The following is a 13,673-nucleotide window of genomic DNA, read 5'->3' as shown; positions in this document are numbered from 1 at the left end:
TCTTAATTTTTTCGATCAAAAAAACTCAAACCAGCTCTTTATCCGGTTTGAGTTTTTCTTTTAATGGTTATTAAGTTCTGTAAGCCTTAAGCCTATCGCTGCTCCCATTTCTTCTGCGGCTTTTGGAATGGTATTTTTTAATATTGAATTCACCATTTTACCCATCGCTCCACTTGCATTGACATCTAAAAAGCCAGTCATTTTTGTTTTGTTATTCCCGAGTGCTTCTACTTCGAAATATCCTCCACCTGCATACTTATCACTCAATCCGGTTAAATCAAAAGAAACTCTTGTTGGTTCCTTCCATTCTTTGATTTCTACTAATAAACTAACCTTTTTTTTCATTATGCCCATGTCGCTCTTAAATTCCCATGTCGATTGGCTCTCCGATAATTTTTCATGTTGAATATACCCAGGTACTAGTGGTGCCCAATTATCCATATCCTTCACGAAGCCCCAAATCACATCAATTGGTACATTTATGATCTCCTGATGCATTCCGCTTGGCATAAAATGTTCCCTCTTTCCTTTTCAATGTAAAAGACCTCCAATCAGCTGAAGGTCTTTTTAAAAGTTATATGTTTTATTTAATGATTATAGAAGAATTGATTTATGGAAAAAGTGTTATTTTAATAGCACAGAATGCTGAGTAAGAAATTGATGGATTCGATCGGCTGCTTCCTCAAGTCGCTTAGGCGGCTGTACCAATGCAATGCGGACATAGCCCTCACCAAGTGCCCCGAAAGCATCTCCAGGGACAACCGCCACACCAGCATGATCAATTAATTCAAACGCGAATCTCCGCGAAGTCCAGCCTGCCGGGATTTTCGCCCAAATAAACATGGTGGCAGGAGATTTTTCCAGCTTCCATCCGCTTTTTTCGAGGCCCATCAATAGCGCATCTCGACGGATTTCATATTTCCGAGCCTGTTCTTTTAAGGCTGCGTAATCAGATGTAAGGGCCATGACGGCAGCCTTTTGAATCGGATAAAAAATGCCATAATCAATATGGGATTTTAAGGATGCAAGGATTCTTACCGCTTGCTCATTTCCCACCACATAGCCAACACGGCATCCAGCCATATTAAATGTTTTGGAAAGGGAATTGAATTCAATTCCGATCTCTTTGGAGCCCGGTATGGACATAAAACTAATTTGTGGATGATCATCAAAAATCAATTCCGAATAAGCAAAATCATGTACGACTAAAATATTGTGTTGTTTCGCAAACGCTACTACTTTTTCAAAAAATTCCTTGTCTGCCAATGCGGTTACCGGATTCCCAGGGTAACTAATGATCATCATTTTCGTTTTTGCTAATACTTCTATTGGAATATCGTCAAGCAGGGGCAGAAACCCATTCTCTGCTAATAATGGCAATGGGTACATAACCCCGCCGGCCAGGTTTACACTGGCCTCGTAAATGGGATACCCAGGATCTGGGGCTAGTACATAATCGCCAGGGTTAATGATTGCAGTCGCTAAATGGGCGAGCCCATCCTGCGAGCCCATTAACTGAAGGACTTCGTTTTGTGGATCTAAATCCACCGAATACCTTTGCTTGTAAAAATGGCAGACGGCTTCACCGAATTCGGATATTCCCTTTAATGTATAGCCATAAGTACTGGAGTCATTTGCATATTTAACCAGTGTCTCGATCACTTCCGCTGGCGGCGCCAGGTCGGGACTGCCTACGCTCAAATCGATGACATCCAACCCTTTTTTTATGGCCATTTGTTTTCTGTCGGCCACCTCTTGAAAAATACTTGCGGTCATTTTTTTGAGTTTTTCCGATGGAATGAGATTCATAGTTTAAAGCCTCCTTAAAAGTCTTTCTTGATTCTCTTTATTTGATTAATAAAGCAATTCAGAACTATTTTAACAAAATATTCAATTCATTTGGTAACAAAGCAAATAATTTTATTAGTACAGCTGAATTGAATAATTTCGGGTTTCAAAAAATTATCATTGATAATCGTACTATCTTATTTTAAAATTCAAGGATAGGTTTAAAAATTCTGATAAATTGCTTTTGGGGGTAACTTTGTTGGCAAGCATCTTTCGTTACTTTTTATTTTTCGCGGGGTTAATCTTTTTTGGATTGGGAAATGCGATTGCCGTTAAGGTGAAGCATGTTGGACTGCATCCTTGGGATGTTCTGAATGTTGCACTCTATCAGCATTTTGGCTTATCAATCGGGACCTGGTCAGTCGTGTGCGGCTTAATTCTTGTCCTCGTTTCGCTTATAGTGGACAAAAGATATATAAATATTGGAACGTTTTTAAATGCCTTGATTATTGGACCGGTCATGGATTTTTTTCTTTGGTTGAATATTTTGCCACATGCCACAAATACGTGGTTGGATTATCTTTTTCTCTTATGCGGAATTCTGATTACGGGGATTGGCGGAGGAATGTATGTAGCAGCAGGAATCGGCGCCGGTCCGCGTGACGGCTTTATGTTATCGATTTCGGACAAAACGAGGCTGTCGGTCAGTCAGGCACGGATTATTGTTGAAAGTTTGGTCTTGATTATCGGTTTTGCACTGGGCGGCCCTGTTTTTATTGCTACTTTCTTTTATACCTTTATTCAAAGTCCCATTTTCCAAAGATCGTTAAGGTTTTTTAAATCAATAGTGGAAAAGCCAAAAAATGAGACTGCGAATCAGAGTGTGAATGTGTAAAAAAAACGAGTGCAATACTCGTTTTTTTACATACCTTTTGTTTTTTCAACCCAATCAATAAAGTTGTTTACAACTGTATCTAAAAATTGAACGGTTGGTACGTGAATTAATGTTCCCGATTCATCGATTTTATCTTGGACTCCACCAATGAACACTTCATTCCCTGGGAGAGTTAGTGCAGAAACGCCAGGTGAATTCAGAATTTGACGTAAATGCATTTGAGCACGGGCAGTCCCTAACACGCCACCGGAAGCTCCTACAATCATAACAGGCTTTCTTACCATCACTTTCTCCACACGTGAAAGCCAATCAATCGCATTTTTTAAAAACCCTGGAATGGAATGGTTATATTCCGGTGTCGCGATCAAAATTCCATCACTCTCGAGTATCTTCTTTCTAAGCTCAATTACACTAGCTGGTGGTGATAACTCATCATCTTGGTTGTACATTGGCAGATTTTCAAGTGGTAAAATATCGATTTCCACTTGCCCTTGATACCTTTTTTGCATAAATAAGGCAAGCTTCTTATTATAGGATTCTTTACGGTTACTGCCGACTAATGCTGAAATTTTCATCGTATTTCCCTCCAATTACTTAATGAAATAATTATATTCCTATAGTGAAACAACTCTCCACTTTTATGCCTATTAAAAAAGCAGGAGAAACTGGCTCTCCTGCTTATATTACCTTTTATTATTTTTTACGGAAAGAAAAAACAAGGGCAATCGCGGAAAGAGCAATCGCTGCGATTGGCAGTGCGTTATTGGCTTTTGCAGTATTTGCGGGCTCTGTTGTTTTTTGTGCTGGGGCAGCATGTTGATCCGTTGCCGGTGTAGATGGTGTTGTTGTTGCTGTTACGATATCCGTAATGGAATGCGGTGCATCGGAGCCCTCATTGCCAGTCCATTCCACAATGCTTCCATCTTTGTAATATTGATAGGCATCCCATGCAGCTTTTTCGGCTTTATCCGGATTTTTGGCCACAAAAACAAATTGTTGGAATTGTCCCGGTAAAATCCCTTGCCCTGTTGCAGTATAAGTAAAGGTTTTTACTTTTCCGCTGGAATCCTTAGCAGCGGTATAATTCCAACCTTGAACAGGTTGATAGGATTCAACTTCAACCCCTGATGGCACTTTTACCGTTACTTTAGTGGTGGCAACATTCTTTTCAACTGGAACTTTCAATGTATAGGTTTCCCAAGCACCCGTTGTAGATGTATTCGGCGTGACAGTCACATGGGCACTTGCCATGCTGGCAAATATAAATAAACTTGCAACTGTTGGAATAACGACTTTGGTAACCTTACCTACTAATTTTTTCATGTGAGTTCTCCTTTAATATCTATTATTGACTTCCCACAATGCAACGGAAATCGGTATCAATATTTTCTAAATCCTTCGTTAAACCGTGAACATGGACATTCCAGCGACCGGCCATATTGAAGCTCATCCCTTTGTCACGATATTTGCCTGGTGCTATCTTTTTTAAAATGACAGAGTTCGATCCCATGTTCATTTCCAGAGACTTAAAGGTAAGGGTCACTTGGTCAAGATTGCTCATTGGCTCGCCCTGTTTGGTTTTCAAAGTAACCTCAAAGCTGTTTTCTCCAATTACATTTGGCGTAACTTTTAACGTAATGATATTTCCATGATTCACCGTTTTGGTTTGATTAAATGGCCCAGGGGATGACATAGCGGTTGGCAAATTGGTTAATATCACAGAAAGAACCAAAACAATGGCTCCGACGGCAAATTCGCCCCATAGGGAAAAGCTCAAACCATTTTCTTTTTTTCTCCGGCCTTTTAGAAAATTAACAGCTGCAAATAAAAGCATAATGATAAACAAAATTACCTTCCTGCATAACACCTTGCCGTAGTCTGTATGAAAGAGGGAACTGAGATTTGGGAAATAAGCGAGACTCCCAATGATGCCAGTCATAGCTAGCAGGAGAACAAGGATAATTCCCCACTTCCAAAATCGCCGAATAATCTCGATATAAATCGGCTTTGTTTCATTTTTCCTGCTCATTGGCAGCAATGCTACCATGCCAACCAAACAGCCAATCCAAATCGAGGCGGCAAGTAAGTGAACGAAGTCCAATGAAACAGCAAAAAATTTATTTGTTGAAGAAGCAGCATGGCTTGTTAATGCTTTAGTCATTAGCAAACCCAGTCCTAATGAAAACGAGAGACAATAAAGCCATATCCCCCTGTCCGCTTTTAACATGATCATGGTTATTGCTAAAATAATCAAAATAGCAATTTGAATCAGCCAATTGTGACCAAATACCGTATTGACCATCACATCCTGAAGCTTTTGTATGGTAAACACGCTTCCCCATGATGAGCCTGTTTCAATGGTGGCCTGCAAGGGCAGGCTTAACAGAATGCTAAGACTTGAGAGGAAGAAAGAAAACCTGATTAATTTTACGATTGATTTCCTCGCCGAAACCATTTGTGCTGCCTCTTTTGGCAATACTATTAGAAGGAAAAAGAAAAGCCCAATAAAACCGGCATTACTAATATATTGAACCCAGCGAATGATAATTAAATCCGCCTGAGGTACATATCCTTTAGTTTGATCATGAATCACGGTTTGATTTTGCTGTGAGCTTGCGGTCCCTATTTGAAAGGGAATGACCCCTTGAACAGGGTGACCATCGTCTGAAATCACCTTCCATTCAATTCGATAGGTCCCATCCGGAAGGTTTTTTTCCAATCCTGCCTCGAGGATGGCCGGCTGCTTCGGATTAATTCGTCCATTCTTTTTGTCCACTCGATTCCCGAGGGAATCAAATACCTGAATAGAATTAAATACTTTTTGGATCGGTTCATCAAATAGAATGGTTACCTTATCAGGGGCTTTACCTATTACTTCATTTTCATAGGGTGTAGACTTTTTTATATAAGCATGGGCTGAAGAAATAGACGGGAAAAGTAATAGAAAAAGGAAAACAACCAGCAAAAAGGTGCTCCCGCTTTTTTTAAAGTTCAATCCCTCACCCCCTCAATTATAATAACCAAAAATGATTATCCTTTTGATTCAACTAAGCTAGGATTTTCTATCAGAACTCAATTAACATTGTTCAAACCAAACGTAAATTCTAAGTAGTATAATTTCCCCTACTTCTATAATGTTAATCAACCTAAGTAATATTAACAATGTCGCTATATGAACATTTTGTGAACAATTGTAGCACCCATATTTTCAAATATTAGAATAACATTATTCAACAACCAAAACAAAAAGGAAGACCGCTATTAAAATAACGGCCTTCCTTTTTCCAAATATCAGAATGCTTTTGCATTTTTCATTTTCCAATAGAATTCGCTAAATACATCCGCGAATGCAGCCATGGCATTTTGAAGCTCTTCATAATTATTATCGACTCCGCCTACTTCAATTAAAATCGCTCGTGGTGAAAGGTCTTGATTGTATACTGCATTTCCCATACTTCTGTCCTTTGAAAAAACTCCCCGACTTAATCCAGGGTATTTTTGTTCTACAGCTTCATGGAGCTTTTTGGCCAGGTCCAGGTTTTCTTTGTAATTAGGATTGGCTGTCCCGACAATAAAATCCAATCGGGCATAGCTTTTATTATTGATTGTTGCGGTGGTTATTTTCCTTCGTTGCGAATCACGGTGAATATCGATCATAAATTTTAAATCATGGTTTCCAGCCATGGCTTCCTGTACAAGCCCCCGTGAATAACCATATGCAGAATTAGCATCCAAGCCTTTTTCGTGAAGCTTTTCTGCTGCATTAATGGTACTGTGTTCTGACCCAATTCCTTTCTCTTCCAGATCCTTAACTAGCATATTTCCGACACCGACAACGTTCACTCTATTGTTAGAACTTGTTGCGTCATTGGGGTTCGCTACACTTTTTAATAATGGCAAATATGATTCCCAACTGTGTGTATGGTAGATGTACACTACATCCTTCCCATTCGTTGTCTGACTTGGAGGCGTCTCGTTGTTGGAATCATTCTCGTTCAATTGATTTTGAGCAATTTCCCTTTGTTTTAAGAGAACCTCCATTGGCGGGGAAGATTCAATCGGCAGCGAGGTTAAATCTGTACCTTTTCCGGCAATTTCAATTTTCGTATTAAACTCGGCAAATCCCGGCAGCTCTCTTTCAAAAAAAGTCCGAATATCATTAATTTTGATATTGGTTGCAATTTGAAAGCCCACTTTTGTTAACGGAATATCATTAATTTCCTTATGGTCTTGAATATAATATTTGTTTTCACTTCCGAAGAAATATAAGTAAAGTTTATCTAAATCCGATGTTTCTAGTATTTGTCCAACCGAGTCAGAAGACATTTTAATAGAAAGAATGGTCGTCATTCCTGCGATTAGAATAAATACTAACATAACCGATAATACGGCTCCATTAATGCGTACGAATAGGCTGGATTCTTTATTTTTTTTCATAATGATATACCTCCTCTATCAAATGTTATGCATGAAAAATGATAGATAGAAGTATCAATTGAATGAAAAACAAAAGAGGCCCCTTTTTAAGGAGAGCCTCTAAATCTTTAGGTTCATTGGTTGCCATGATTCAGTTTTAAGAAATTTTCTTTAATTCCTCTGTCAGCTTAAGGAATTTTTCTTTATTTCTTTCCAGTAAGGAGCGATCGATTTCCTCACGGATTTGAGCTCTGCGGAAATCGAGCAGGGCATTGTTTAACACCATCTCAGCTATTTTGGAATCCGTTTCTTCGTTTGAGTTTTGTGGTGAATTAAGTAATTTCTTCTCCATCGGAAATCAACTCCTTTAGTTTTTTTTAATTATACTAACAGTTTTCTAAAAATTCAAACATTTTATTTATTTTTTTCAAAAAATTTTTTTAGGCTATTTGCAACACGTTTTATACAAATTTCCTGTCTAGGTTACAGAAATTGGGGAACATTATATTCAACAAATTTGTACACTTCAACAGGAGGAAAAGATTTATGGAACAGGCTGTTCTTTCTGGACATCACTCAGTAAATAACATCAATGTATACTATGAATTTTATCCTAATCCTACATCTGATAAGACGGTTATTTTATTACATGGATTTCTCTCATCAACATTTACCTTCCGCCATTTAATTCCCTTATTAAATCAGGAATTTCAAGTATTATCTGTGGATTTGCCTCCTTTTGGAAAAAGCAGTAAATGCAGCCGATACATCTATTCCTATAAAAATTTAGCCCAAACCATCATCAAATTAATCGAGCTCTTTGAATTAAAGAAAGTAACATTCTTAGGACATTCCATGGGCGGTCAGATTGTTCTAAACATCCTTTACATGATGCCTGAGCTCGCTGACAGGGCCATCCTGCTTTGCAGCTCATCCTATTTAAAGCGATTTGGTATGCCGTTTATTATGACAAGTTACCTCCCTTACTTTCATCTGTTTGTAAAATATTGGTTGTCGCGAACAGGGGTGAAAAAAAACCTCCAAGAAACCATTTACGATCACTCGTTAATTAACGAAGAAATGATCAATGGATATTTGCAGCCTTTTTTACAGGATGAAATTTTCGTTGCCCTCACCAGAATGATCCGGCATCGTGAAGGAGACCTCCCCGCGCAAATACTAAACAAAATTCAAACACCCTGTTTATTAATCTGGGGAGAGCATGATCGCTCCATGCCAGTCCATATTGGGGAAAGACTGAACAAAGACCTCGCCAATTCAGAGCTAATAATCTTAAAAGAAACCGGACATGCCTTGCCGGAAGAGCGTCCACACGAGGTCTTTCAACATATAAAAAGGTTTTTAGAGGTTTGTTAGAGTATCAAAAAAAGAAGATGCTGACTAAACAATAGAGTCAGCATCTTCTTTTCGATTTAAGGAATTAATAAAATTTTTCCGGTACTTTTTCGACTTTCGAGCAGCTTGTGTGCGTCCGCACCATTTTCTAAAGAAAAAACAACCGGATTGGAAATATGAAGCTTTTCATCAAGAATCCACTTGAATAACACGTCGGATCGTTTGACTCTCTCCTCATGAGAGGTCAGAACATTCCATAGGTCACCGCCAGTTAGTGTTTTGGAAGTATCCATTAACATCCTTGGATCTACCGGAGCAGGGTCTCCCCCAGCCATACCATAAAATACAACGGTACCGCCAACTCTTGTTGCTTGAAAACTATCTGCTAAAGTTGAGCCCACCGATTCATACACCACATCCACACCTCGGCCGTTTGTTTCCCTTTTTACAGCCTCAATCCAATTCTCTTCATATAAAAATACGGTATCAGCACCAGCTGAACGGGCAGCCTCCGCCTTTTCCTTCGAAGAAGTTAAGCCGATTACTTTTCCACCAAGCAGCTTTGTAATTTGAACGAGTAATTGCCCCACACCGCCTGCAGCAGCATGAATAAGGACGAAATCTCCTTTTTTGACCTCATAGCTGTCGCTTGTTAAATAATGCGCTGTTAATCCTTGAAGCAGGATAGCAGATGCCATCTCAAAGGAAATACCTTCAGGTAGCGGGATGGCTTTTTCCATAGGGACAGCAATCAGTTCGGCATTGGCAAACGGCACGTCTGCAAAAGCAATCCGGTCACCTGCTTTTACATGGGTAACATTTCCACCTATTTTTTCTACAACCCCTGCCCCTTCATAGCCTAAAATATATGGAGGTCTGCCGGCTAGATGATAGTTGCCTTTCCTTCGATATACATCCGCAAAATTCAACCCTACTGCTTGAGTTTTTACTAAGATTTCATCCTCTTTGATGACTGGGTCTGCAATTTCTCTATAGTGAAGTACTTCCGGCCCACCGAAAGTATCAAAAACAAGTGCTTTCATTTTACTACCTCAATTCCTTCTATTAATATTAGAGATATTATCGAATATATAAGTTTATCATAAAGCTTTAGGATGAGAAAACCAAAGGGGCATAGGGATGAGAAAATTAAAAGCACTTTTTCAATTCGGGATGTTTTTTATCCTTTTAAACGGCTTGCTGTTTTTCGTTGGCTGGAACGGCTGGGAATGGCTCAAGCATTCGTTTGGATTTTGCTATTTATTTGTCTATTGGCTTATATATGGAATCGTGGCTTACTCCTTTTTAATTGGCCGTCTTTCCAAGTATCTTGCCTTTTTAAGAATTGTGGGGAATTTTTGGTTTGGACTCTTTCAATATGCTGTTATTATTCTCCCTGTCGCTGATCTTGTTATTCTTGTAATTAAAACGGCACATAGAGGACCTATTTCATCGACCACCATATTGTTCGTTGGGCTTATTGTCATTTTCATTTTTGCGCTTCTATTTGGAAGAGGATTACACAATGCTTATAGTCCTGTGATCCGAAAATATGAAATTACCGTACCAAGAAAAAATAGCCATCTGGCATCGCTCAGAATTGCAGTTGCTTCCGATATGCATTTTGGCCGTCTGTCCGGTGTAAACCACTTAAGACGATTAATTAAAAATATCAAGGAAATAAATCCTGAGCTCATTCTTTTACCTGGTGATATTATCGATGACGAGCCGGAACCGTTCATTCAAAAAAATATGGGTAAAATGATGAGTGAATTGAAAGCTCCGTTAGGCGTCTTCGGCGTCTTGGGCAACCATGAATATTACGGAAAACAAATTCCGCAATTTATCGAGCAAATGAAAAAGATTAATATTAAAATTTTGATGGATGAAGTGCTGGTCATCGATGACAGCTTTTATCTCCTTGGCCGTAAAGACAAAACCGATAGAGAGCGAAAATCTTTTAAGGAGCTATTATCGGAAATCGACCCTTCTTTACCGATCATCGCCATGGATCATCAGCCATATGAAATTAAACAGGCCGCGGAAAATGGAGTGGATGTGCTTTTTTCCGGTCACACCCATCGAGGGCAAATGGCTCCGAATCATCTCATCACGAGAAAAATGTTCGAATTAGATTGGGGATATTTGCATAAAGACCAGCTGCACGCCTTTGTTTCTTCCGGATTTGGATTTTGGGGACCACCACTCAGAATAGGCAGCCGTTCAGAAATTTTGCAAATTGATCTATCTTTTGTATAGGAAAAAGGGTGACAGCCGTCACCCTTTTTTATTTAAACCATCCTTTTTCCTTGGATTGTGTGATGGCTTCTATCCGATTTTTTACTTCCAGCTTATCTAAAATAATCGATATATAGTTACGGACAGTTCCAGTTTTGATGCTAAGCTGGTCGGCAATTTCCTTTGTGTTTTTCCCATCCGCTACTAGCTCCAAGACTTCTTTTTCCCGGTCGGTAAGGGGATTTTCTTCACCGTAAACATCATCCATCAGCTCCGGTGCGAAAATTCTTTTGCCTGCCATAACACTGCGGATGGAACTTGCCAGCTCTTCACTTGGACTATCCTTTAACAAATAGCCGCTCACTCCTGCCTTTATGGCACGTTGAAAATATCCCGACCGCGCAAAGGTAGTTAAAATAATAATCTTGCAGCCGAGCCCCTTAATGTCCTCTGCCGCCTCGAGCCCGCTTTTTCCGGGCATTTCAATATCCATTATACAAATGTCCGGCTTATACTTTTGGACAAGCGCGACAGCTTCTTCTCCATTTGAAGCCTTCCCTATTACTTCCATATCATCTTCTAAATTTAAAAGCGACCCAAAAGCACCTAACAGCATTTGCTGGTCTTCGGCAATGACGATTCGAATCATACTTGAATCCCCCCTTCGTTTGGAGTAACAATATTTGGAATCCTAATGATTAATGTTGTTCCTTCTTTTGTTAATAGCTCAAGACTGCCATTAATAAATTCGAGGCGCTCCTTCATACCAAGAAGCCCATGTCCACCTGTTTCCAGGTTTACCGCACTTTTAAAAACACCATTATCACGGACAGTCATGATTACTTCTTTCCACGATTGCTCGAGAGAAATAGTACAAGATGATGCACCACTGTGCTTGACCACATTGTTTACCGCCTCTTTTAAACACATGCTAAGAATATTCTCTGTAAATAAAGAAACATTCTCCAGATTAAAATCCTCATCACATACAAACTTTATTTCCGCCGCAGTGATCATTTGTTTGACCCTTTGAATTTCATCCTTCAAACGGATTCCTCTCATTGAAGATACCATTTTTCTTACTTCCCGTAATGCTGTTCTGGCGGTTTGCTGGACGTCTTTTAATTCGTTCCTCGCCTGCTCTGGGTCTTTGGTAATCAATTTACCGGCGAGATCACTTTTTAAGCCAATGAGTGAAAGCTTTTGTCCAAGAGTATCATGCAAGTCACGGGCAATCCTCTGCCGCTCTTCCATTTTAACCAATTCAGAAATACGCTTATTGGCATCCTCCAGCTTTTCTTCCAACTGCCCTCTTTTCTTTCGGTTATAGATGCTAAATGGAAGAAGGATGACACTGACCCAGATTATAATGACAAAAGGCAATTGAGGCAAAAACATTTTTTCATGGGCGACGATATTATAATTGATTGAAGCAGAAGTGCTAAACAAATGAATAAAATATAGAATGAAAAAAGGAATGCGCTCTTTGATATTGCCAATAAAATAGGAAAGGAAAAAAGCGAAATAGACATAACTAAAAAGGCTCGTTGATGTGATCGAAATACCAATTAGAATTAATGTCCAAACATAAACCGGCCAGCCCTTAGAAACAAAGGCAATTCGGTAGAATACAAAAAATAGAATGGTTAATAAAATACCTATCACGATTTTGATCAACGAGGAGGTCTGAAAGATAAAATAAAACGGTAAAATGCAAAGAACAGTCCAAATGTATGGGGTAATCCCATTATTTTTTTGGAAAGTCATGTACTTTTTCATCATGTACGAAACCTCTTATTTTCTGTGATAAAAATGAAGGACAAGGACATATGTATGCCTTATCCTAATTTTACCACTTTATTCGATTAAACAGTCTTCATTTTTGCTAAAAATCTCAAATCTTTAAAGCCGATAAATTTTTTTGATTGTTCATCCCATAGATGAAATTTAAGAGAGCTTAAGCTAGTTGCAAGTGTTAAAGTCGGAACATTCTGCAGCGGCTCCGTATGTTTGTGTACCTCTTCAAGCTTATAATTTGGAACCCTCGGGCTTAAATGGTGAACGTGATGGTAACCGATATTTCCAGTTAGCCATTGCAACAGCTTCGGAAGTTTATAGAAGGAACTTCCTTCTACCGCTGCTTTTACATATTCCCAATCTGGATCTTCTTCAAAATAAGAATCTTCAAATGTGTGCTGAACATAAAACAACCAAATTCCCGCTGCCCCTGAAATCATAAAGATTGGCCCTTGAACTAAAAGAAATGATTCCCAGCCAATCCATGTGCAAAGCAATCCTGCAAGTACTGCTATGGAAATGTTTGTTAAATAGGTATTTACTCTTTCCTTCATTCTGGCATCTTTTCGATTAAAGCGATTTTTAATAAGAAAAACATAAATGGGACCTAAACCAAACATGACCAATGGGTTTCGGTAGAGGCGATAGGATATTTTTGTCCATAAGGATGCGGCTACATATTCCTCCACTGTTAGCATCCAAAGATCCCCTATACCTCGCTTATCTAAATTACTGCTGGTAGCATGGTGAACAGAATGCTCATACTGCCATTGGCTATATGGGTGGAGCGTTAGGACCCCTGTGATCGTACCAAGAATTTTATTGACTTTACGATTTTTAAAGAAGGAATGGTGACAGCAGTCATGAAAAATGATAAAGACACGCACCAAAAATCCTGCCGCAATCACACTTAATGCGAATGTTAATAAATAAGAAATAGCTAAGCTTTGATACGCAAAGAACCATAAAAGGAAGAACGGTACCAACGTATTGATCAGCTGCCAGACACTGGCTTTTGTATTTGCCTTTTCAAAAGGTGCCACTTGTTTTCTCAATTGTTTTTGATTTTCTAATAGTTGGGGCATAGTATTTATTCCCTTCATCATTAATTACAACTAATTATAATGAAAGGATATTCCCCCATGAAGACATACCTGTCATGCTCGAAACATGATAAATGTCA

14 protein-coding genes are annotated in these 13,673 nt (G+C 39.0%); 3 read left to right on the top strand and 11 right to left on the bottom strand.

What is annotated here, in order from left to right; genetic code table 11:
* Positions 1 to 60: 60 nt before the first annotated feature.
* Together ACZ5XR_RS05735 and ACZ5XR_RS05730 are read right to left on the bottom strand one after the other, a co-directional pair.
* Entirely contained in the window at positions 61 to 510 is a 450-nt protein-coding gene (locus tag ACZ5XR_RS05735; protein WP_464500716.1) for a CoxG family protein, read from the bottom strand.
* Positions 511 to 624: 114 nt separating this feature from the next.
* Positions 625 to 1,809 carry an aminotransferase class I/II-fold pyridoxal phosphate-dependent enzyme gene (locus tag ACZ5XR_RS05730; protein ID WP_464500715.1) on the bottom strand — a complete coding sequence of 395 codons (1,185 nt, stop codon included), beginning with the start codon at positions 1,807 to 1,809 and terminating at the stop codon, positions 625 to 627.
* Between the two features lie 235 nt (positions 1,810 to 2,044).
* On the opposite strand from ACZ5XR_RS05730, the gene ACZ5XR_RS05725 reads away from it, so the two are divergent.
* A complete protein-coding gene (locus ACZ5XR_RS05725; protein ID WP_464500714.1) occupies positions 2,045 to 2,683 on the top strand; it encodes a YczE/YyaS/YitT family protein in 639 nt (212 codons plus the stop codon).
* Positions 2,684 to 2,709: 26 nt separating this feature from the next.
* On the opposite strand, the gene ACZ5XR_RS05720 is transcribed toward ACZ5XR_RS05725, so the two are convergent.
* From ACZ5XR_RS05720 to ACZ5XR_RS05700, 5 genes are all read right to left on the bottom strand, one after another.
* A complete protein-coding gene (locus ACZ5XR_RS05720; protein ID WP_464500713.1) occupies positions 2,710 to 3,258 on the bottom strand; it encodes an NADPH-dependent FMN reductase in 549 nt (182 codons plus the stop codon).
* Positions 3,259 to 3,376: 118 nt separating this feature from the next.
* Entirely contained in the window at positions 3,377 to 4,006 is a 630-nt protein-coding gene (locus tag ACZ5XR_RS05715) for a YcnI family copper-binding membrane protein (protein WP_464500712.1), read from the bottom strand.
* Between the two features lie 22 nt (positions 4,007 to 4,028).
* Positions 4,029 to 5,678: a copper resistance CopC/CopD family protein gene (locus ACZ5XR_RS05710; protein ID WP_464500711.1), complete on the bottom strand. Its 1,650-nt coding sequence runs from the start codon at positions 5,676 to 5,678 to the stop codon at positions 4,029 to 4,031.
* Positions 5,679 to 5,974: 296 nt separating this feature from the next.
* Positions 5,975 to 7,120 (bottom strand): stage II sporulation protein P, encoded by a 1,146-nt coding sequence (gene spoIIP, locus ACZ5XR_RS05705; protein ID WP_464500710.1) that lies wholly within the window; start codon positions 7,118 to 7,120, stop codon positions 5,975 to 5,977.
* Between the two features lie 136 nt (positions 7,121 to 7,256).
* Positions 7,257 to 7,451, bottom strand: coding sequence for an IDEAL domain-containing protein (locus tag ACZ5XR_RS05700; protein ID WP_464500709.1), 195 nt, complete (start codon positions 7,449 to 7,451; stop codon positions 7,257 to 7,259).
* 194 nt (positions 7,452 to 7,645) lie between these two features.
* Here ACZ5XR_RS05700 and ACZ5XR_RS05695 point away from each other — a divergent pair, with 194 nt between their 5' ends.
* Positions 7,646 to 8,476 (top strand): alpha/beta fold hydrolase, encoded by an 831-nt coding sequence (locus ACZ5XR_RS05695; RefSeq protein WP_464500708.1) that lies wholly within the window; start codon positions 7,646 to 7,648, stop codon positions 8,474 to 8,476.
* Between the two features lie 56 nt (positions 8,477 to 8,532).
* Here the strand turns inward: ACZ5XR_RS05695 and ACZ5XR_RS05690 are convergent, their stop codons facing one another.
* A complete protein-coding gene (locus tag ACZ5XR_RS05690) occupies positions 8,533 to 9,498 on the bottom strand; it encodes a quinone oxidoreductase family protein (RefSeq protein ID WP_464500707.1) in 966 nt (321 codons plus the stop codon).
* 97 nt (positions 9,499 to 9,595) lie between these two features.
* Here ACZ5XR_RS05690 and ACZ5XR_RS05685 point away from each other — a divergent pair, with 97 nt between their 5' ends.
* Positions 9,596 to 10,714 carry a metallophosphoesterase gene (locus ACZ5XR_RS05685; protein WP_464500706.1) on the top strand — a complete coding sequence of 373 codons (1,119 nt, stop codon included), beginning with the start codon at positions 9,596 to 9,598 and terminating at the stop codon, positions 10,712 to 10,714.
* A gap of 28 nt (positions 10,715 to 10,742) precedes the next feature.
* On the opposite strand, the gene ACZ5XR_RS05680 is transcribed toward ACZ5XR_RS05685, so the two are convergent.
* From ACZ5XR_RS05680 to desA, 3 genes are all read right to left on the bottom strand, one after another.
* Positions 10,743 to 11,342, bottom strand: coding sequence for a response regulator (locus tag ACZ5XR_RS05680; protein WP_464500705.1), 600 nt, complete (start codon positions 11,340 to 11,342; stop codon positions 10,743 to 10,745).
* Positions 11,339 to 12,475: a sensor histidine kinase gene (locus tag ACZ5XR_RS05675; RefSeq protein WP_464500704.1), complete on the bottom strand. Its 1,137-nt coding sequence runs from the start codon at positions 12,473 to 12,475 to the stop codon at positions 11,339 to 11,341. Before ACZ5XR_RS05675 ends, ACZ5XR_RS05680 begins: the two co-directional genes overlap by 4 nt.
* Positions 12,476 to 12,558: 83 nt before the next feature.
* Complete coding sequence (gene desA, locus ACZ5XR_RS05670; protein ID WP_464500703.1) at positions 12,559 to 13,575, bottom strand: Delta(5) desaturase DesA; 1,017 nt, start codon at positions 13,573 to 13,575, stop codon at positions 12,559 to 12,561.
* Between the last annotated feature and the right edge of the window lie 98 nt (positions 13,576 to 13,673).

It is taken from the genome of Neobacillus sp. Fa239 (genome assembly GCF_055395235.1).
The sequence above is the reverse complement of the archived record's forward strand: the minus strand, read 5'-3'. Positions and strand labels throughout refer to the sequence as shown.